The sequence below is a fragment of the Nocardia sp. NPDC051030 genome (assembly GCF_040683015.1).
In the GTDB taxonomy this organism is placed as follows: Bacteria; Actinomycetota; Actinomycetes; order Mycobacteriales; family Mycobacteriaceae; genus Nocardia.
Window position 1 is genome coordinate 273,449 of the sequence record NZ_JBFBCD010000011.1, and the last position, 20,395, is coordinate 293,843.

General features: G+C 66.6%; 19 protein-coding genes. 10 read left to right on the forward strand and 9 right to left on the reverse strand.

All coding sequences use genetic code 11. The features are described 5' to 3' along the window. Positions 1-211 precede the first annotated feature (211 nt). Together AB0N05_RS33650 and AB0N05_RS33655 are read left to right on the forward strand one after the other, a co-directional pair. The gene (locus AB0N05_RS33650) at positions 212-433 is read left to right on the forward strand and encodes a hypothetical protein (RefSeq protein ID WP_364701465.1); all 222 of its coding nucleotides are present in this window, start codon (positions 212-214) and stop codon (positions 431-433) included. Then, entirely contained in the window at positions 430-1,647 is a 1,218-nt protein-coding gene (locus AB0N05_RS33655; RefSeq protein ID WP_364701467.1) for a hypothetical protein, read from the forward strand. The genes AB0N05_RS33650 and AB0N05_RS33655 overlap by 4 nt, the downstream gene beginning before the upstream one ends. A gap of 54 nt (positions 1,648-1,701) precedes the next feature. On the opposite strand, the gene AB0N05_RS33660 is transcribed toward AB0N05_RS33655, so the two are convergent. Continuing rightward, positions 1,702-2,571 carry an NAD(P)-binding domain-containing protein gene (locus tag AB0N05_RS33660; protein ID WP_364701469.1) on the reverse strand — a complete coding sequence of 290 codons (870 nt, stop codon included), beginning with the start codon at positions 2,569-2,571 and terminating at the stop codon, positions 1,702-1,704. Between the two features lie 148 nt (positions 2,572-2,719). Here AB0N05_RS33660 and AB0N05_RS33665 point away from each other — a divergent pair, with 148 nt between their 5' ends. Continuing rightward, a complete protein-coding gene (locus AB0N05_RS33665; RefSeq protein ID WP_364701471.1) occupies positions 2,720-3,076 on the forward strand; it encodes a helix-turn-helix domain-containing protein in 357 nt (118 codons plus the stop codon). 27 nt (positions 3,077-3,103) lie between these two features. Here AB0N05_RS33665 and AB0N05_RS33670 read toward each other — a convergent pair whose 3' ends face one another. From AB0N05_RS33670 to AB0N05_RS33680, 3 genes are all read right to left on the reverse strand, one after another. After that, a complete protein-coding gene (locus tag AB0N05_RS33670; protein WP_364701473.1) occupies positions 3,104-3,946 on the reverse strand; it encodes a carboxymuconolactone decarboxylase family protein in 843 nt (280 codons plus the stop codon). 190 nt (positions 3,947-4,136) lie between these two features. Further along, positions 4,137-5,681, reverse strand: coding sequence for an FAD-dependent monooxygenase (locus AB0N05_RS33675; RefSeq protein WP_364701475.1), 1,545 nt, complete (start codon positions 5,679-5,681; stop codon positions 4,137-4,139). Positions 5,682-5,759: 78 nt separating this feature from the next. After that, positions 5,760-6,821 carry a phospholipid scramblase-related protein gene (locus tag AB0N05_RS33680; RefSeq protein ID WP_364701477.1) on the reverse strand — a complete coding sequence of 354 codons (1,062 nt, stop codon included), beginning with the start codon at positions 6,819-6,821 and terminating at the stop codon, positions 5,760-5,762. A gap of 191 nt (positions 6,822-7,012) precedes the next feature. Between AB0N05_RS33680 and AB0N05_RS33685 the strand changes: the two genes are divergently transcribed. The 3 genes from AB0N05_RS33685 (at position 7,013) to AB0N05_RS33695 (ending at position 10,315) form a co-directional block, all read left to right on the forward strand. Further along, positions 7,013-8,215, forward strand: a complete 1,203-nt coding sequence (locus AB0N05_RS33685; protein ID WP_364701479.1) for a hypothetical protein — start codon at positions 7,013-7,015, stop codon at positions 8,213-8,215. Between the two features lie 193 nt (positions 8,216-8,408). Then, a complete protein-coding gene (locus tag AB0N05_RS33690) occupies positions 8,409-9,758 on the forward strand; it encodes a M20/M25/M40 family metallo-hydrolase (protein ID WP_364701481.1) in 1,350 nt (449 codons plus the stop codon). Between the two features lie 20 nt (positions 9,759-9,778). Further along, positions 9,779-10,315, forward strand: coding sequence for a YbhB/YbcL family Raf kinase inhibitor-like protein (locus tag AB0N05_RS33695; RefSeq protein WP_364701483.1), 537 nt, complete (start codon positions 9,779-9,781; stop codon positions 10,313-10,315). 245 nt (positions 10,316-10,560) lie between these two features. On the opposite strand, the gene AB0N05_RS33700 is transcribed toward AB0N05_RS33695, so the two are convergent. After that, on the reverse strand, positions 10,561-11,118 hold the full coding sequence (locus tag AB0N05_RS33700) for a TetR/AcrR family transcriptional regulator (RefSeq protein ID WP_364701485.1): 558 nt from the start codon (positions 11,116-11,118) through the stop codon (positions 10,561-10,563). 151 nt (positions 11,119-11,269) lie between these two features. On the opposite strand from AB0N05_RS33700, the gene AB0N05_RS33705 reads away from it, so the two are divergent. Then, positions 11,270-12,577 carry a hypothetical protein gene (locus AB0N05_RS33705; protein WP_364701487.1) on the forward strand — a complete coding sequence of 436 codons (1,308 nt, stop codon included), beginning with the start codon at positions 11,270-11,272 and terminating at the stop codon, positions 12,575-12,577. A gap of 67 nt (positions 12,578-12,644) precedes the next feature. Here AB0N05_RS33705 and AB0N05_RS33710 read toward each other — a convergent pair whose 3' ends face one another. From AB0N05_RS33710 to AB0N05_RS33720, 3 genes are all read right to left on the reverse strand, one after another. Further along, positions 12,645-14,474, reverse strand: a complete 1,830-nt coding sequence (locus tag AB0N05_RS33710) for a long-chain fatty acid--CoA ligase (protein ID WP_364701489.1) — start codon at positions 14,472-14,474, stop codon at positions 12,645-12,647. A 222-nt stretch (positions 14,475-14,696) separates the two neighbouring features. After that, complete coding sequence (locus AB0N05_RS33715) at positions 14,697-15,737, reverse strand: GTP cyclohydrolase II (protein ID WP_364701698.1); 1,041 nt, start codon at positions 15,735-15,737, stop codon at positions 14,697-14,699. A 210-nt stretch (positions 15,738-15,947) separates the two neighbouring features. Then, positions 15,948-17,411, reverse strand: a complete 1,464-nt coding sequence (locus tag AB0N05_RS33720; RefSeq protein WP_364701491.1) for a PfkB family carbohydrate kinase — start codon at positions 17,409-17,411, stop codon at positions 15,948-15,950. A gap of 444 nt (positions 17,412-17,855) precedes the next feature. On the opposite strand from AB0N05_RS33720, the gene AB0N05_RS33725 reads away from it, so the two are divergent. The 3 genes from AB0N05_RS33725 (at position 17,856) to AB0N05_RS33735 (ending at position 19,031) form a co-directional block, all read left to right on the forward strand. Continuing rightward, positions 17,856-18,164, forward strand: coding sequence for a hypothetical protein (locus tag AB0N05_RS33725; RefSeq protein ID WP_364701494.1), 309 nt, complete (start codon positions 17,856-17,858; stop codon positions 18,162-18,164). Beyond that, positions 18,161-18,451 (forward strand): hypothetical protein, encoded by a 291-nt coding sequence (locus AB0N05_RS33730; RefSeq protein WP_364701496.1) that lies wholly within the window; start codon positions 18,161-18,163, stop codon positions 18,449-18,451. Before AB0N05_RS33725 ends, AB0N05_RS33730 begins: the two co-directional genes overlap by 4 nt. Before the next feature lie 169 nt (positions 18,452-18,620). After that, positions 18,621-19,031, forward strand: coding sequence for a hypothetical protein (locus tag AB0N05_RS33735; protein ID WP_364701498.1), 411 nt, complete (start codon positions 18,621-18,623; stop codon positions 19,029-19,031). Positions 19,032-19,301: 270 nt separating this feature from the next. On the opposite strand, the gene AB0N05_RS33740 is transcribed toward AB0N05_RS33735, so the two are convergent. Further along, positions 19,302-20,393, reverse strand: a complete 1,092-nt coding sequence (locus AB0N05_RS33740; RefSeq protein WP_364701500.1) for a quinone-dependent dihydroorotate dehydrogenase — start codon at positions 20,391-20,393, stop codon at positions 19,302-19,304. Positions 20,394-20,395: the final 2 nt, after the last annotated feature.

Here is a 20,395-nt window from a genome sequence, read left to right on the forward strand (position 1 = left end):
ACCCCATCCGGTTTTGGCGGGTGGGGGCCCCGACGCCGGTCCCCGCTACCTCCGCCGGGGGGAACCCCCCCGGGGGGGGGGCCGCGCCCCCCCCCGCGCCCCACGCCCCGAATCCAACGGCCGGACAACTGGCGCCCCGCCAATGATCTTGGTACACCTTGGTATACGAAAAAGGGGTGATCCGGATCATTCCGGAGGACGGGGACGAATCATGGAAGCCAGAGCCGAGCTCGAACAGGAACTGGGCGGCCCGCTGGCCTCGCTCGACCTGCTCTCCGACGCCGAGACCGCCGACCTGCTGCAAGTCTTCCGGGCCGCGCAGCGCACCGAGACCGCCGCCATGGTCGAGGCCGTCGACAAGACCGTCGGCGCCCTGCCCTGGCCGCTCAGCACGGCCGCCAAGAAGATCATGTTCGGGAACAAGCTCGGATGAGCGATCTGGTCACCCGGGCGCAGATCACGCTGCTGTCCCGCACCCTGCACGTCTCCGAAGACCGGCTATCGCACCTCGAGAAGCTGGGCGCGGCGAACCTGCACGAGCTGCAAGAACGCATGGCGAAAGCCATTTTCGCCCAGCACAATGCGACGTTCTCCCGGCTCAGCATGCTGGTGCCGATCATTCCGCTGAGCATCTCGCTGCCGCTGGTGCAGCGCATGGTGCCGCCCGTCATGGCGGGGCGCGCGGCGGGCGCGATCGGCGTCGACCATCCCAAGAAGGCCGCCGAGGCGGTGAGCATGCTGGACCCGGCCTATGCCGCGGCCGCCGCGCCGTACATGGATCCGCACGGGGTCGGGCAGTTGGCCGATATCGCGCCGGTCGGACCGGTCATGAAGATCATCAATGAGCTGCTGAGCCGCGGCGATCACGTGACGGCCGGGCCGTTTCTCGCCTATGCCACACCGGAATTGATCCGGGCGGTCGAGCGGGACGTCCACGACGACGAGGGGCTGATCCGGTCGGCGTCCTACGCCTACTCCGGGGAGAACATCAGCGTCATCCTGCGGCATCTGCTGACCGGGGAGCGGGTGCCGCGACTGGTGCGGACCATCCTGCACGGGTCCAAGGAACTGCGGCTGGCGGCGCTGTCGGTGTTCGCCCGCTGTGACGCCGACGTGGAGTTGGCCATCGGCGATATTCTCTTCGACCTCGGGTCGGCCGATGAGATCGCCGATCTGATCGGGACTTTCATCGATTCCGGGGTGGTGCCGGAGACGCTGCGGTTCGCCGGGCAGCTCAGCCCGTCGGCGCTGGATCTGCTGGCCGCCAATCCGATCATCTCCGACCTCGAGGCCATCGACGCGATCACCGTCGCCGTCGACGGCACTCTCGACACGGCCGTGTGGCGGGGCCTGCTCGAACTCGGCGAGCGCACCCAACCGGCCATCGCCCGGCGCATCGGGGAGAAGGTGTCGCACTTCGATACCGCCACCCTGGCGCAGCTGCCGACCGTGCTCAGCACCACGCACCTGTGGCCGCCGCTTTTGAAGGTGCTGGCCGCCGCCGAACCCGACGCGCAATCGCGCATCGGCGAATTGTGGTCGGCGCTACCGGCCCTGGAGCGCAATGAGATCGAACAGCGCATCGCCGATCTGGGGCTGGGCGAGCAGTTGACGACACTGTCGGCAACCTTGCAGATCACGCACTGACGACAGGCCTCGGCCCCCACCGCATTCCGCGGCGGGGGCCGAAACCGTTCGAGGTCAGCGGAATTCCTCGATGACCCGCGCGAAGGCCGCCTGACCGTGCCCGGCCGCGACCTGACGATCCACCAGGCCCGCGAATGCGGCGATCAGATCGACCCCGATCTTCGCATCGCGCCCGGACTGCACGATGGCATCCAGCCCCGCCTTCTGGAAGGCCAAGTGCTGCACCTGCGCCGAGTAATCACCCGAGTCGATGGCCGCGGCATAGGCGGGCAACCCCTGCGCCATGGCCGTCACCCACGGCACCGCGCGCGCCGCGAACTCCGACGCCGTGATTCCCGCCGAGCCCGCCAGGGCGGCACCCTGGAAGAACCCGCCGAACATGAGATACATGCTCGCCAGCAGCGAGAAATCCCAGAGCGCGGCCTTACCGGCATCCGCACCGAAATATTCGGCGGTGCCGAGCAATTCGAGGGTTTCCCGATGCGCGTCGAAGACCGGCTGCGAACCGCTGTACAGAATGCTCGACCCCGGGCCACCGATCATCGGCGGAATCGCCATGATGCCGCCGTCGAGCAGCTCGATACCGTGCTCACTCGCCCACCGCGCCAATTCCCGCGACTGCTCCGGAGCCGTGCTGGTGAGGTTGATCAACTGCCGCCCGGCCAGATCGGCCGCGATGGGATCGAGGGTCTCATGCACTGAGGCGTGATCGAACAGCACCGCGATGACCAATCCACCGGCGGCAACGGCCGCACCGGGCGTCGCGGCGGATACCGCACCGGCGGCCACCAGCTCGGAATCCTTGCCGGGAGTGCGATTCCACACCGTGGTCGAGACGCCGCCCTGCAGGAACGCCCGGACCAGCGCCTGACCCATATCCCCGAGCCCGAGCACCGTCACCGCGGTCTGCTGAGTGTTCGTCATTGTGGGACAACTCCTTCTATCGTGAAGTTCGGACTGACCGGCGCGCGCTCTGGAATCGAGATTGCCGGTCGCCGTGTTGGCCCACAAGTACGCACTAATTTCTCGGGTACTGACCGAAAGGTGAGTGCCGAGGCAGTAAGGACGGGCAGTGAGCGAAAAGAGATCCGGGCCATACTTCTGCGGTATCGACGCCGCCATGGATGTGGTGGGCGGCAAATGGAAGTCGCTCATCCTGTGGGAGTTGGCCGAGCACGGAACCCGCCGCTTCGGCGAACTCAAGCGCGGCCTGCCCGGCGTCTCGGAGAAGATGCTCAATCAGCAATTGCGTGAGCTCGCCGAGGACGGGATCGTGCACCGCGAGATCTACCCGGAAATCCCGCCCCGCGTCGAATACTCACTGACCGAGGAGGGCATCGCACTCAATACCGCGCTCGCGCCCCTGGGGGCCTGGGGGTCGCGGCGGATAGAGCGCATCGGCGCGGACCGGGTGCACGTCAGCGCCTGACGCACGGCCCTCGCCGCTCGGTACCACCTATGAGCGCGGCTGGTGGGTGGCGGGGTCCGCATCACGCTGTGCGAAAACCTCACGGGCGGCAGCAATCCCGTTGATGGCGGCGGGGAAACCGGCGTAACCGACCATCTGCGTGATGACTTCGATGGCCTCCTCGCGGGTGCCGCCGACATTGAGCAGGCCGTGCAGGTGCACGCGCAGCTGAGGCGCGGCGGTGCCCATGGCGGTCAGGGCGGCGACGGTGGCCAGTTCGCGGGTCTTCAGGTCCAGGCCGGTGCGGCTGTAGATGTCGCCGAAGGAGAACTCGATGATGTAGCGGGCCAGATCCGGTGCGATGTCCTGCAGGGAGGCGACGACCTGTACACCGGCGTGCCCGTCGATGGCTTCCAGGGCGGCCAGGCCACGGTGGTACCGATCATCCGTGGTCTCACCCGGCTGAGCTCCGGAGTCCTCGACGTCCGCGGGCGTCTGCCGCTCCACGAAAACCTCACGGGCAGCGGCGAGTCCGTTCAACGCGGCCGGGAAACCCGCGTACACCGTCATGTGCATGATGGTTTCGACGATCTCGCGGCGGGTGACACCGACATGCAGCGCGCCGCCGATATGGAAGCGCAGCTGCGGTGCCGCGTTCCCGAGCGCGGTCAGCGCGGCGACATTGGCGAGCTGCCGCTGCCGCAGCGTCAGACCGGGCCGGTTGTAGATGTCGCCGTAGCCGAATTCGACGGTCAGACGAGCCAGGTCCGGAGCGATCTCGGCGAGCCCGGCGATCACGGCCGCACCGGATGCGCCCGAGACCTGCTCGAGGATGGCCATGCCCCGGTCGTAGCGGGTTTCGGTGGGGGACAACGGCTCTGTGGTGGTCATGGATATGACCGTAAAAGCTGGAGTGCACTCCAACGCAAGCCCTGTCTTACAGCCCGCCGAATTCAGTGTCCGGCAACGGCCTCCACGCCCCGGGCGGCGCCATGGTGACCCGGCCTAGGTCCGCCATTGCATGCTCGTCAGCGCGGACCCGGGGATTGCGTGCTGGAATTGAGGTCGCGGGTGTGGGAGGTCAGGCGGGGGTGCCGAACCAGCGGGTGAGGGCTTCGGGGAGGCCTGTGCTGGTGGGGGTGTCGGCGGCCCAGGCGACTATTCCGTCGGGGCGGATCAGGAGGGCTGAGAGTTCCCTTGGTTGGGCGGGTTTGGCGGTGAGGGTCTGGATTCGGTGGGACCAGGGGGCGGCGGTGGCGCGTAGGTCGGGGGAGTCGGTGAGGTCGAGGAGGATTGGGGTGCCGGAGGTGCAGTGGTCGGCTAGGTGGGTGCCGTCGGCCAGTTCGAGGTCGGGGGTGGGGCCGCCGGTGAGGGGGTGGTTGCCGCCGAGGTCGTAGCGGTGCAGGACGCCGGAGATCTTTTTGAAGATGGTGGTGGCGCCGTCGCGGGTGGCGAAGAGTTGGGAGGCTACTTCGCGTAATGCCTTGCTGCGCGGGTCGAGTCGCATGAGGGCTACTTGGGCGCGGGTCCACTCGAGGACCCAGGCGCCGATGGGGTGGCGTTCGGAGCTGTAGGTGTCGAGCAGGGGAGCGGGGGCGTCGCCGCGGACCACGGAGGCGAGTTTCCAGCCGAGGTTGACGGCATCGCCGACGCCGAGGTTCAGGCCCTGACCGCCGAAGGGGGAGTGCACGTGGGCTGCGTCGCCCGCCAGCAGGACTCGGCCCTTTCGGTAGTCGGGGACCTGGCGGGTGTTGTCGGTGAAGCGGGTGGCGGAGTGGACCGCGGTGATGGTCACGTCCACGCCGGAGACGTGGCGCAGGCTGTCCTGCAATTCCTGGGCGGTGAGGGGGGCGTCGCGGTCGGCGGGCGGGCCGTCGAGTTCGACGGTGAGGAAGCGGCCGGGGAAGGGGCCGTGGGCGTAGATGCCGGTGGGGGTGGTGTTCCAGCCGGGGCGCAGGCCCTCGGTGCCGGTCATCTCGACCATCCCCTGGTGGCCGGTGATTTCGGCGTCCAGGCCGGGGAATTCGAATTCGGCGAGCTTGCGGATGGTGCTGCGGCCACCGTCGCAGCCGACCACCCAGCCGGCGTGGACGAGGCTGTCGCCGCAGCGCACGGTGACGGTGTCGCCGTCGTCCCAGAGGCCGGTCACGTCGACGCCGCGGCGGACCGGGACGCCCAGTTCGGCGGCGCGGCGGGCCAGGATCGCCTCGATGGCTTGCTGGGAGACCAGGAATGCCTCACCGGCCGGACCGACGTCGGCGAAGACCGGATCGTCGAAGTCGATCAAGGAGGCGTCGAGCATGATTCCGGCGAAATGGCCGACCGCGGGACGCTTACCGGCGGTCAGCACCTGACGGTGTCCATCCCCGGGTACACCGGCCGCACGCTGGAATTGGGTGAATCGGGCCAGGGCCGTGCTCTGTTCGGCGAGCAGGTCGGGCAGCAGGCCGCGGCGGGCGAACGCCTGCGCGGTCGGGACATTGATCGCGCCCGCCTTGATGGTCAGGTCGGGCTCGGTGAGCCGCTCGACCACCAGAACGTCGACCCCGCCCAGGCGCAGTTCGCACGCCAGCATGAGCCCGACCGGTCCGGCTCCGACTACCACCACATCGTGTCTCTCGTTCATGAAACCCACTGTGGTGGTGGGTGATTACCCGGCGCTTGCACTGCCTTGCGTGGCACTTGCGCCGGGTAATCACCGGGGTTAATTCCAGCCGCGCGAATCCTGCTTGAGCGCGGTGTCGATGGCCAGACCCGAGGCCACCACCATGGACAGCAGCGGCTGCGGGAGCTGGCGGTGGATCTGCACGACGTAGTTGTCGGCGGTGGTGAACATGTTCTTGAGCAGGCCCTCCCACGTCTTGGTGATGCGGGCGACCTCCTGACCGGTGTGGTCGAGGATGGCGAAATTCCAGGCGCGCCAGTTCTCGCCGCGCATGCTGCCGATTTGCTGGCCATTCACCATGAACGAGAAGTTGATCTTGCCGATCATATTGTCCTGCACGATCTCACCGATCGGCTGGCCACTGCCGTGCTCGAGCAGGAACTTGGACTTGAACACCTTCGCGGGCCGGGTGATCCGCAACTGGGTCTGACCGTAGGCGTCGCGCAGTTCGAGCTTGTGCGTCATGAACTGGTCATAGCTGGACAGGAAGCGCACGGCCTTCTTGAGCGCGCTCTGCCCGACCTCCACCACGGCGCCGATCTGGCGGCCGTGCTGGTCGAAAACGCCGTATTCGTTGGCCATTTCGATGAGCTTGACCTTCTGGTTCACCACCAGGATCGGCTCGGTGAACAGGGTGCCGCCGCCGGCTTGGGTCGGGGTCACACCGGCTTGCTGCTGCACCTGACGCTGAATCGCGCCCGGGTCGTTCGCGCTGCCGACCTCGAGCTCCCACGGGCTGGCGTCACCGCGGTGCTGACCGTATTGCTGCTGGGGGTACTGCTGACCTTGCGGCTGCTGCCCATACTGCTGGCCCTGCTGCCCGTATTGCTGCTGCGCGCCTTGCTGTTGCCCGTATTGCTGCTGTGCGGGCTGGCCCTGCTGTTGTGCGTACTGCTGCGCGGGTTGCCCCTGCTGCTGGCCGTACTGCTGCTGCGCATGGGGCTGACTCTGCTGCGACTGCTGGGCATGCGACTGCTGGCCCTGGGGCTGCTCGGGCGTTTGCTGCTGGGGCTGGGTGTGATCCGTCCACTGTGTGCCGTCCCACCACCGCAGCACGGTGGAACCAGGACCTTCGGGGTACCAACCCGGGGGAGAACTCATTGCCGCATCCTAACGGTGTACAGGGACTCTGCACTTTTTGTGCATTTCGCCCCTTTCCCACCTCTATGATGGGCGGTCAAGATCGAGGTGCACTGTCTCGGACAGCTGAGGATCGAGGAAACCATGTCTGCCACAGCCGAATTCGCAATTAGCTGGACGATCGCGAACCGGCCCGGCTTATGACCGATCTGGTGACGCGAGCCCAGCTCGTCCTCCTGGCGCGGACCCTGCACGTGCCCGTCGAACGACTCGCGCACCTCGAGAAACTCGGCCCGCACCGCCTGCATGAACTGCAACAACGCATGTCCGGCAAGCTCTTCGACCAGCACACCCCGATCTTCGAGCGAATCAGCAAGCTGGTGCCCATCATTCCGCTGGGCATCTCCCTGCCGATCGTGCAGCGCCTGGTCCCGGCCACCATGACCGGACGCGCCGCGGGCGCGATCGGCGTGCAGCATCCGGACAAGGCAGTCGATGCATTACTGCGCCTGGACGTGAACTACGCGGCCGACTGCGCACCCTTCCTGGACCCCCGCACGGTCGGGCAGCTCGCCGACGACGCCCCCGCCCCGCCGGTCGTCGCCATCGTGAACGAACTGCTGCGCCGCCGCGACTACATCACCGCCGGACCGTTCCTGGCCTATGCCACACCGGAATTGATCCGCGCCGTGGAGGAGGGCGTCCCCGACGACGAGGGCCTGATCCGCTCGGCCGCCTACGCGTATTCGGGGGAGAGCATCAGCGCGGTGGTGCGCCAACTGCTGGACGGCGACAGCCAGCGTCTGCCGCGATTGCTCGCCACGGTGATCGACGGCTCGAAGGAACTCCGCCTGGCCGCCCTGTCGGTCTTCGCCCGCTGTCAGCCCGATGTCATCGCCAGGGTCGGCGACATCCTTTTCGATGTCGCCCCGCCCTCGGCCATCGCCGATCTGGTCACCACCTACATCGGATCCGACGCCACCCCCGACCTCCTGCGCTTCCTGGGCCAGCTCAGCCACGGCGCCCTGACCCGCCTGGCCCTCAACCCCGTCATGGGCGAACTGGGCGAAGCCCTCGTCATGGCCGTCGACGGCAGCACCGAGGTCGCCCTCTGGCGCGGCGTCCTGGAATCCCTGGCCCGCACCCCCGCCTCGGTCCGCCGCCGCGCGGGCATCCGCCTGGCCCTACTCGAACCCACCACGGTCCGCACCCTCCCCGCCCTGGTCCAAGCCGGTCGCCTCTGGCCGCCCCTGCTCTGGCTCCTCTCCGCCACCGACGTGGACGTCCAAGCCCGCATAGGCGAACTCTGGGCCTCCACCCGCCTGGACCCCGAAGTCCTCGAACGCCGCATAGCCGACCAACGCCTCGACTCCCTCCTGACCACCCTCACCACCACCCTGCGCGTTCTCCGCTGAGGCCCGAGTTGCGCTCCACCACAACCGCTCTTGCTGTCGAAGGTCACCCGCTCGTGATCGTCTCGGATTCGCGCGACCGGAGGTCTTGCGCCACGGCTGATTCCAATCGCGGACGCGCGATTCACCTGCGGCGGCGACCTGGCATCCCGGCAGCGCCGACCGGCCGGTCCGCCGGAAGTGGTAGGAAAGGGACGTGTCCGAAACCGCCGAACCCCGCACCTCCCGCGCCGTCTCGGAAGTGGTGGACCTGGTCAGCGCGCTGATCCGGTTCGACACCTCCAATACCGGAGAACTGGAAACCACCAAGGGCGAGCGCGAATGCGCGCAATGGGTCGCCGATCAACTGCAGCAGGCCGGCTATATCACCGAATACGTCGAATCCGGGGCGCCCGGTCGCGGCAATGTGTTCGCGCGCTTGAAGGGCGCGGACTCCAGCAAGGGCGCGCTCATGATGCACGGGCATCTGGATGTGGTGCCCGCCGAGGCCGCCGACTGGAGCGTGCACCCGTTCTCGGGTGCGGTGCGCGACGGTTACGTGTGGGGCCGCGGGGCGATCGATATGAAGGATATGGTCGGCATGATGCTGGCCATCGCCCGGCAGTTCAAGATCGAAGGCACCGTACCGCCGCGCGATATCGTCTGGGCCTTCCTCGCCGATGAGGAGAACGGCGGCAAGTGGGGCTCGCAGTGGCTGGTCGACAATCGGCCCGACCTGTTCGAAGGTGTCACCGAAGCGGTCGGCGAGGTCGGCGGGTTCTCCCTGACCGTGCCGCGCCCCGATGGCAGCGAACGCCGACTGTATCTGGTCGAGACCGCCGAGAAGGGCCTGGGCTGGATGCGCTTGCGCGCCAAGGCCCGTGCCGGGCACGGCTCGTTCCTGCACGAGGACAATGCGGTCACCATTCTGGCGCGGGCCGTCGCACGCCTGGGCACCCACACCTTCCCGCTGGTGGTCTCGGATTCGGTGGCCGAATTCCTGGCCGCCGTCGCCGAGGAGTCCGGGCTCGAATTCGATCCGTCCAGCCCCGATATCGAAGGCCAACTCGCCAAACTCGGCACCATCTCCCGCATTATCGGCGCGACCCTGCGCGACACCGCCAACCCGACCATGCTGCGCGCGGGCTACAAAGCCAATGTGATTCCGCAGACCGCCGAGGCTGTCGTCGACTGCCGTGTGGTCCCCGGCCGCCAAGCCGAGTTCGAGAAGGAAGTCGACGCCCTCATCGGCCCCGATGTGGAACGCGAGTGGATCACCAAACTCGACTCCTATGAAACCACTTTCGATGGCCACCTGGTCGACGCCATGAACGACGCCATCCTCGCCCACGACCCCGCCGGGCGCACCGTGCCCTATATGCTGTCCGGCGGCACCGACGCGAAAGCCTTCGCGCGCCTGGGAATTCGCTGCTTCGGCTTCGCCCCGCTGCAACTCCCGCCCGACCTGGACTTCACCGCACTGTTCCACGGCGTGGACGAGCGAGTTCCGGTGGAGTCACTCGAATTCGGCACCCGCGTACTGGAACACTTCATCCTGCACAGCTGACTCAGTCGAAAGGACGCCCCGTGCCCGACTACTCGTACAACCCGTACGCCGCGCTGCCCCCGCTCCCCGAGTTCACCCTCACCTCCACCGACATCAGCGAGGGCAAGCCGCTGCACCTCGACCAGGTCAGCGCCCTCGGCGGAGCGGGCGGCCGCGACATCTCCCCCCAGCTGAGCTGGTCCGGATTCCCCGCCGAGACAAAGAGTTTCGCCGTCACGGTGTACGACCCCGACGCCCCCACCGCGTCGGGCTTCTGGCACTGGGTGGTCGCCAATATCCCGGCCACCACCACCAGCCTGGAAACCGGCCAGGGCAGCAAGGGCGGCACCCTCCCCGCCGGTGCCGTCACCCTCGGCAATGACGCGGGCCTCACCGAATACACCGGCGCATTCCCCCCGGCAGGCCACGGCTACCACCGCTACTACGTGGTCGTCCACGCCGTCGGCGTCGAACGCCTGGAAGTGGATGAAACCGCGTCCCCCGCCTACCTGGGCTTCAACCTGTTCATGAACGCCATCGCCCGCGCCACCCTGATCGGCACCCACGAACAGCACTGAAGTCTCCGCAATTCCCCTGTGGCCCCAGGCAATCCGCCCGGGGCCACAGTCCGTTTCAGCGCGATCGAGTGTTCATTGATGCAGGCGACACGCTGGTCGGGGCCTGCACCATTGAACACTCACCGTGTCGGGGCGGATCCGTCAGATGGGAGTGATGCACGCGCTGCCGGACGCAGATCAGCCCCTGCCATGAGTGGGGGAGCTGCTGGTCAGGGCCGATTGGGTGTCGGCGGACGTGCCGTTGGTCAGCTGTGACCGGGGGTGATGAGGGCGGCCAGGGCGGTGAGGCCTGCGGTGAGATCTGCTGCGGTGGGGGAGTTTTCGGGGTCGATGAGGGCCTGGGTGAGGAGGCCGCCGATCAGGGTTTGCAGGACTGCGCCGATGCGGGGGTCGGAGCCGCCGAGTTGTTCGGCGAGGCCGTCTCGGGCCAGTTGCTGAGCCGCACCGATTTCCGCGCGGAGTTCAGGGGAGTGCAGGGCCTGGGCCATGCTTTCGACATTCGCGGACCAGAGTGCGCGGTCGGTGGCGAAGGATTCGATCAGCTTGTGCCAGAAGGTGTTCAGGCGTTCGGCGGGACCCAGGTCCTCGGCGTCGGGTAGCGAATCGAGCATGCGGCTCACGGCCGTGGCGGTGGATTCCAGCATGGCCTGATTGAGCAGTTTGTCCCGGGTCCCGAAGTGGTAGTTGATCGCGGCCAGGTTGGTGCCGGAGGCGGCCACGATATCGCGCACGGTGGTGCGGGCCAGGCCGCGTTCGGCCAGGCATTGCTTGGCTCCGGCCAGCAGATCTTCTCGGGTTCCCACGGCGATCACAGTAGCAGTCGGTCATACGCATGTTTGTGACAACTGTTTCAAACACATGTATTGCACGATTGTCTAAATCGTGTGTATGGTCTGAATCAGCAGGCTGCGCCCGATCCTCAGCACTCCATCGCACGAAAGCACGAGTCGCACAATGAGCACGCAACGTCTTCTGTCCCCCTTCGAAATCGGCTACTTCAGCACCGACGCCCGCCTGGGCAGCGTGCCGATCGGCGGCATGCCGCTGTTCATCGGCAGTACGGTGCGCGGCCGGATCGATGCGCGGATCCTGCGCCGGGTGCTGGCCGAATTGGCGGCCGGGCACGTGCTGCTGCGCAGCCACGTCGTCACCGGCGACGATGGCCGACAGCGTTTCGTGGCCAACCCCGGCTACCAGCCCGTGGTCGAGGAGCGCGCGGGCGGCGTGGACGAGTACTGGGCGCTGGTCAATACCCCTCAGGACTGGGACGCCGGACTGTTCCGGGCGGTCCTGCTGCACGGCAGCGAACACACCCGGATCGTGCTGGTCATTCATCACGGCATCAGCGACGGCCGCTCGGCCTTCGCCTTGCTGGAGGAGATGTGGCAGCGATACACCGCGTACATCACCGGATACCCACTGCCACTGCACGATTCGGACAGCGACCTCATCCCCGGCATCGATGCGCAGCTGGCGCGGGTGACCACCGAGGCCGACATCGACGGCCTGCTCGCACAGGTGCGCGCCATGGCCGCGAACTTCGGCCCCGAGGCCGCAGCCCGCACCCTGCCCGTCGACGGCGACGGTGTCGGCGATCCCGGTGGCAGGCTCGCCATGCGGCGCATCGAACTCGGCACATACCCGACCTCGGGCCTCCTGACTGCCGCACGGGCACAGGGGATCTCGGTCAACAGCCTGCTCGCGGGCGCGGCACTCGCGGCGGTGCGCACCGAGATCGAGGCGACCGGGCCGATCCCGCTGCTGTGCGGGCATGCGGTGGACCTGCGCCCGGAGATCACCCCGGAGCTCGCACGCACCACGCTGCTGAACTGCGCGGCCGGGGCCGGGTCACCCGCCCTGGTGGATACCGACGCGGATCCGCTGGCGCTGGGCACGGCCCTCGACGCGGACCTGCGTCACACCCTCGAGGCGCGTTTCCCGGCGGTGTTCATGCTGGCCGTGCAGCGAGAGCTGGATGCCGAGATCGCCGCGATCCTGTCCGCGCCGCCCACCATCGCCCTGTCGAATATGGGCCGCCTGCCCGCCCATCCGACCCCGGCGGGCGTCACCATCGTGCGTGACGACGTCTTCGCCACGAACCCGGGCATGCCACCCAAGATGACCATCTTCACCGTCGGCGACCGCCTGATCATCCAGGTCGAATACGACACGGCCGCACACAGTCACGCGCAGATGGAACGGGTCACCCAGGCCATGCGCGATCAGCTCCACCGGGTGTCGGAAGCCGCGCTGCACGGCTGAACGGCCCGCACACAGCACTGCGGCCCCGGACGAACCATCCAGGGCCGCAGTGCTTTCGAATGCTGATTTACGACAGGTTGATCACATTGTCCGGGGCGGGCGTGGTGTACAGTGCGGCGATCTCGGCCGCGTACTTGCTGGTGATCGGATTGCGCTTGAGCTTGAGGGTCGGGGTGAGCTCGTCACCGCCGGGCTCCCAGCCCGAGTCCAGCAGTACGAAGCGCTTGATCTGTTCCACGCGTGAGAGTTTCGCATTGGCGACGCCGATCGCGGCCTTGATCTCCTCGATGATCTCCGGGCGCGCGGCCAGGGTCTTCAGATCGGCGTCGGGAGTGCCCAGGGCCTTGGCCCGCACCACGGCCGTGTCGGGGTCGAGCACCACCAGCGCGGTGATATACGGCTTGGCGTCGCCGATCGCCACCACCTGCCCGACCAGCGAGGACGCCGCCTTCACGGTGTTCTCGATATTGGTGGGAGACAGGTTCTTTCCCGCCTCGCTGATGATGAGTTCCTTCTTGCGGTCCACGATGGTGATGTAGCCGTCGCCGTCGATGGTGGCCACGTCACCGGTGTGCAGCCAGCCGTCACCGTCGATGGCCTCGGCGGTCTTGTCCGGCATCTTGCGGTATCCGCCGGTGACGATCGCACCGCGCAGCAGCAGCTCACCGTCCTCGGCGAGACGAATCTCCACCCCGCGCAACGGAATTCCGACGGTGCCCGGCTTGGGCTTGTCCAGCGGCGTGTAGGTGCCGACACCGGAGGTCTCCGACATACCCCACACCTCGGTGACCGTGAAGCCGAGGCCGAGCATGTACTCCAGGGTCTCCGGCGGAATGGCCGCCGCACCCGAGGCCGCCACCTTCAACTCGTCGAATCCCAAGGCGGCCCGCAGCTTCGACAGCACCAGCGCATCGGCCAGCTTGTGCTGCACGTCCAGCAGCAGCCCGCGCCCGCCACCGGCCAGGTCGGCCCGCGCGGCATTCACCCCGACGCCGATCGCCCAATTGGCGAGCGCCTTCTTCACCGGGCTGGACTCGGTGGCGAGCTTGGCGTCGATTCCGGCCTTGATCTTCTGCCATACCCGCGGCACACCGAAGAACGCGGTCGGCCGCGCATCGGGCAGCGCGGCGGCGATCTCCCGCGGATCCGGAACCGTGGTCATCTGCACCCCGGTGAACAGGTTGGCGCAATGTCCCGAAATCCGGTCCGCCACATGCGCGGCGGGCAGATACGACACCGACCGATCATCGAGCCCGACCACCAGCGGCCCCTCGACCAGTCCCACGATCTGAGCGACCACATTGCTGTGCGTCAGCTCCACACCCTTGGACGGCCCAGTGGTGCCGGAGGTGTAGATGAGCGTAGCGATATCCTCGGGCTGCACCGCCCGCCACGCGGCGTCGAAGTCGAAATCAGCCTTGGGTGCGGCCTCCACCTCGGCCAATGTGATTGTGCCCGTGGCGGTTCCCTCCACCAGCACGATGTGCTCGAGCTCCACGCCCGCCCCCCGCACCGCATCCAGGAACGCGGGCTCGGTAATGACGACCTTGTTCTCCGCATTGGTGAACAAATGCGCGATCTGCTCGGCCGAACTGGTGTTGTAGATCGAGAACGGTGTGGCCCCCACATGCAGCGCCGCCGTATCCACCAGATTGAACTCCGGCCGATTGGTCAGCATGATCCCGACCGTATCCCCGCGCCCGACCCCCAACCCCGCAAGCCCGGCCGCAATGACCTTGACCTGCTCCCCATACTCTCGCCAGGTGATGCTCCGCGTACCCCCCACGGTCCGCAACGCCACCTGCTCCGGGCGCAGCGTCAACGTCTCCTGAAACGCCTCCGGAATCGTAAAAACCGTCTTCCCCGATTTATGCGTGAACCCGATGTCAGTCGTCATAACCCTTTTTCCGATTGCCTCTCGCTCAACCCGCCACGCGCACCCCATCAACCAGCCCAAACCCTGACGGACGCGCACCACTGTGGCGCGGCTCACTCATCGTAGCCAGAAGAGCCCGCTTGTGTCCTGGGCAACATCCCCATGACGTACCCGTGTTGCCCGGTCGCCGCGACTCCGCACATCGACTCCGCCCACACCGCAAGGCGAATACTCGAGTTGCGATCAGTCGCGAAGGCTGGTCCCCGCCATGGCAACTCTGGTCGCCTGTGCGTGCGGCCTGGTGGTACTCGCTGACCTCCGGATCGGGGTGACCCCACGCAGAAGAGTGTTCTTCACCAACAGGACGGTGGCGAGTGCAAACTGCCCGCCACCACGGTGACAGTCCCAAATCGCAATCAGTAGCGATGAAATCGGCTGGGACCGTCGCGATATCTTGCGAGCGAGGCTGCCGACCAGAATTCCCATTGTGGTGGCACACATAAGATCTCGGTTCCCCCACCAGACGGCAGCTCCAGCCGAAATTCCGACGATTACTGCCAAACTCTTCTTGATCCCAGCCAGCCAAGTCCACATCGTCGGGGATCCCAGTCGATGCTTGGGTGACCATTCCTTGGACTGCGTGGAGTAACGCTGACGGCGCTTGGATTCCAGGTACGCAGCCGCCGCGGGCCCTCTGGGTTTCGTCCACAACCGGACGCGGTCAACGTCGAGTCCGTGCATCTTCAGGGCCACAACCTTGCGGGGATTGTTGGTCAGCAGCCTCACTCGCTCGAGTCCAAGTGCCTTGAGGCTCAACGCGGCGCTATCGTACGTGCGACAGTCCGGCGGGAACCCGAGGGCTTCGAAACTGGCAAACGAGTCGACGTTATTCTGCTGGCTGTGGCTATAACCTCGGGCCTTCGCAAGCAGTCCCGAACCTCGACCTTCTTGCTCGAGGTATATCAAGATGCCGGACCGCATCCGATAGATCAGATCCATGGCCAAGTCGAGCTCAGGGCCGCAATCGCAAGAGTCGGAGCCCAAGACCTCACCGTAAAGGCATTCCGAGTGGATTCGAACCAGCCAACCGTTCGCAGGCTCGGAGTCGCCGAAGATGAACATGTAACCAGCGTTCTCGGCTGCCACGATCTCCTGGACGGTCACCTTCAGGGTGCGTCCCTTGCGAGTGAACTCATGCACCGCCCGAGCCGGGCCCTTGGACACTCCGACAACCAGCGAGTTGGTCGCTCGCGGTCCATGCGATTCGGTGAGACCGGGCGGCATCGGCTCAGCGATTGTCAATCCTCGCACTCCCTCTGGCAGAACGCTTGGGCAAGGCCGAACGGGTGCCTCAGTTCCAGGGCCGATCTCGAGTGCTGCCCACACGATGAGCGCGAGAAGCACGAGGTGACAGTAGTCGGTTGGATAGTCGGTCACAACATGCACGGAGGATCGCGCCGCCGTCACACAGGGCAAGCCCTGGGTCTGTTCTACCTACCGGCCGCTGTTCGGCTGGAAAACCGTGTCGATGTCGGCGACCGATGGCATTCTGTCAGGCACGTTGGATTCCGGACTCCGCGCCGATATCGCCGCAGTCGCCCACTGGAAGTCCTGCTCATCAGCTCGCTGCCCCGACACAATCATCCGATAGGCGAGAGCCGCCGAGAAGGCTGAGGCCGCCCCGGCGGACGCCGAAATTCCCTGCCGTGACGGAGCAAAAGTCCACTCGGCACTGGATGAGCGAACGGTGCAACTCGGCCCGTCGATGGTGCACACCGCACCCACCCCACGATCGAGCAAGTTGCGAGTGACGACATCGGATGTGCCTCCGGGCCACAGGCCGGACAACTGGCCAGCGGTACAGATGAGGTAGTCCACAGCGGACAGATGCCGGTACACATGCCAGGGCAGCACCACAGGCGGCGATGCGTTCACGATCAGCCTCGGACGGGTTTCGAGGGCGTGAACCATGGCGATGACCTCCGCGACGATGTCGACTGGCTGCTCGAATGTCACAATCGCGACGTCTGCGGTACTGAGTGCTTGTCGAATCGCCGCGCTCCCCAGATCGCGGTGGGTCAGCCTCAATCTGTCCTGTTTGAAGGCGATGGTGGCGGACTCACCGCTCAACGACATGAGGACACATGTCACCGGGGTATGAGCATCGGAGACCACTCGGACGAGACTCGTGTCAACGTTCCGCTTCTCGAGGTATCCGAGAATTTTGCTCCCGTCATCGTCGGCGCCGATCACCGCGATGAGTCGAGCATCGAGGCCCAGCCGGGCCAGCGCCACAGCAAGATTGAGTCCTTTCCCGCCCGAATGGCGGCGCAGGTCACCCCAGTCGGAGGAGCCGGGGACCGGAAACCTCTCGACCACATACATCTCGTCCATCACCGCGTCACCGACGATGGTTATCGACCCTTGGACTGCTGAATCCGGTTGCTCAGCATCCTGATTCAGCGCCGCGACACCATCGAACTCCGAAACCGACGTGAGCAGTTCGGCCAGGGCGGTGAAGGCCTGGGTTTCCGGGGTATCGCGCAGGCTGCGAACGGTTGACACACGAGGGATATCCACGGCCTGCAACTCAGCGTGCAGGGCCTGCCAGTGCCGCACCAGGTAACTGCGACGCTGACCGAGGTCCGGGCCGTACAGCTGCTCGACGTCGATGCCCTCCGGAGGATCGTCGCGCCATAGCCCCAGATTCAACTCGGCGTCGACGATCAGCCGGTGCGTCGGCGGCAATTGTGTTGCTCCGTAGGCGATCACACTCGACAGAGCAGCCTCCGGCGTCGTTGCGGCCCGGTGCGCAAATCGCCGCACGACGGCGAGCTGAAGCAGCGTGGTCGTGTCGATTTCGGTGTTGCGCAAGCGGTTCACGCTCAGGCCGGAGAACTTGCGCAGACTGGTGAGGATGCTACGCACAGCCACCATGTCGGCGTCCTGCCGTGCCAAGGCAGCGTCGGCTTCTCGCGGAGCATGGTTTCTCGTCATTCGACCCCAACGATACCGTTGGACAGGTTTAGGGAACAGGAGAATCGTCAATTCCCTTGTGGTAAACGGCAAATGCCGGAAGCCTCCGGCAAATGCCATACTGGGCTTGGCGAAGTAACGCCTCCACCAGACAGTCGGGAGGTCCTGGTGCTGGGAGCTGTTCTCGTGATCCAGAGATTCCGAAGAGGCACGCGCGCGGCGGCCGGTGAACCCGAGACGGAGAAGGACGCCGAAGCGGAGGCCGTCCAGGCGGGCCGATCCGCTCGCCCGGATTCCTGAGACCACCCCTGTACCGTCGTCGCCCGCTCGATCTGGGTTAACAACTCGTTGGCAGCGAAATCACCGGCTGATCATCGCAATTCGATCAGCCGGTTCGAGGCATTCCGGAAACTGAATTTGCTCGTGGTGACGACGCCTCACCCATTGGAGACCGTCGTGATCTACGAGAACAGTCGATCGATCACCAGCAGTATCAGTCCGGAGTGGGCTCGGCGGTTGGCCGGGCTCGAGGAACCGGCGTGGAAGTTGAGTTGGCGGCCGGAGCCGCTGTTGACTCGGGAGCAGGCCCGGGCGGCAATCAAGCTCGCGGAGATGTGCGGGGGGCATGAGGAGCCGGGGGAGAGTGCCGAGCTCATTGCCGAACAGCTCGGAACCACGCTGAAGCATGTCATGGCGGTGCTGCAGCGGCGCATGATGGAGAGGGGTCGGCCGTGACTGTGTGCTATTCCGACTCCGACTGGCAGATGACCAGTGCTCTCACCGGTGAGGCGGCGCATCGGGTTGCCGATGGGTGGGAGCTGGAGTGGCGGTTGAGTTGGCTGCCGAGGCGGCTGGTTTCGCGGGCACAGGCGCTTGCGGGGATGGAGTTGGCGGAGGTTTTCGCCGGCAATCACTATCGGCGCGACATGGTGGTCGCGGCGCGGGCAATTCTGTGCGCGGCTGAGCTCGGGATGACCGTGGAGCAGGCGATGCGCGTGCTGCAAGAGCGGAGGCAGGGGTGAGAGTTTCCGACAAATCGGACGGTATGCGGAGATTCGCTAATACCGACCGTCCGGCACTCGATGAACGGACAACGGTTCCGGCGCGAAAAACCATTCACGACAGGAACCACACCAGGCGAGCGGGCAGTGACCCTGACGCTCGAGCGACCGGCCCAGGGAGGACCCCGCTGTGACGATCGATATCACCACCAGGGCGATGATCAGCGACATCACCCCCGAACACGCCTTTCGGGTGTATGGGCACGGGGACGCGGTGTGGCGCCTGACCTGGCTGCCCGAACACCGGCTCACCCGCGAACAGGCGCACGCCGGAATGGAATTGGACGAGATCTTGTCCAACCCCGACGTCGTGTACGACGACACCGCCCACAATCGAGCCGCCGAACGCGCCTCCCGCCTGGGCGTCGACGTCGAACACGCCGTGATCCTGCTCGCCCAGCGCATGGCCGCCCGCATGGACCGCGAAACCGGCCTCGGCGCGGCCCCCGTCGATCTCCCCGAACCCATCCTCACCAGCTGGTTCGCCGGTGCCCCCACCCCGATCACCTCCGGCGCCCGCTCCCGGCGCCTGTGGTCCTGACCCGAAACCCGTTGCATTCGACGCACGCTGGCACCGCACGCCGCACTGAAGGCCGGGCCCAGCCCCTCGGCCCGGATCTGGCGGGGTCGCGGCCGAACACCCTCGCGGATCGCTCCCGGCTGCTGGGATCGGCGCAATCCCGAGGTAAGCCCGCGACACGAACCGGCAGGCACATCGGGTGGTGGTCCCGCCACAGCTGCGGGGCTGGAAACAGCTTGTCCCCGACGGCATGTGGCACCGTCGGGGACAAACAGGGGGATTGCGTGAATCTCAGGCGCGGGTGCTGTGTTCCGCGCCGACCGCTTGGGACAGGCTGGTGTAGCCGTGTTCGCGGAGTTTGGCGGCGAGGCCGCGGTGGATGCGGCGGGCCCAGAAGGGGCCGCCGTAGATGAAGCCGGTGAAGCCTTGCAGGAGGGAGGCTCCGGCGAGGATGCGGGCCCAGGCCTGGTCGGCGGTTTCTATGCCGCCGACCGAGATGAGGACTACCTGCTCGCCTACGCGGGAGTAGAGGCGGCGTAGGACTTCCAGGGAGCGGTCGGCGACCGGGGGACCGGAGAGGCCGCCTGCGCCGAGGGCCGCGACCTCGTCGGCGGGGGTGGCGAGGCCGTCGCGGCGAATGGTGGTGTTGGTGGCCACGATTCCGGCCAGGCCCAGTTCCACGGCGAGGTCGGCGACGGCGTCGATGTCCTCGTCGGAGAGGTCGGGGGCGATCTTCACCAGCACCGGGACCGACACGCTGTCCAGGACCGCCTGCAGCAGCGGGCGCAGGGAGGCGACGGCTTGCAAATCGCGCAGGCCGGGCGTGTTGGGCGAGCTGACATTGACGATCATGAAGTCCGCGAGGGGGCCGAGCAGTTTCGCGCTGATGGCGTAATCGCTTGCGGCGTCGGCGGCTTCGACGACCTTGGTCTTGCCGATATTCGCGCCGATCGGGATGCCGCCGGGCAGCCGGTGGGCGAGGTGATCAGCGGCCGCGGCCGCGCCGAGATTGTTGAAGCCCATCCGATTGATCAGCGCCCGGTCCGCGGGCAGCCGGAACAGCCGCGGCGCCGGATTGCCCGGCTGCGCCTGCGCGGTGACCGTGCCGATCTCGGCATAACCGAAACCGAGCGGTCCCCACGCGTCGGCGCCCTCGGCGTTCTTGTCGAAACCGGCGGCCAGGCCCAGCGGCGCGGGGAAGTCCACACCGAATACCCGGGTGCGCAGAATCGGGTCGTCGGCGACCAGCAGTCTGCGGGTCAGCGCGCGACCCGGCGCGAACCGGGTAGCCAGTTTCATGGCACCGAAGGCCAGATGGTGTACGCGTTCCGGCGGGAGCAGGAACATCAGCTTCAGCAGCAGGGCGTAAAGACGCTCAGACATGC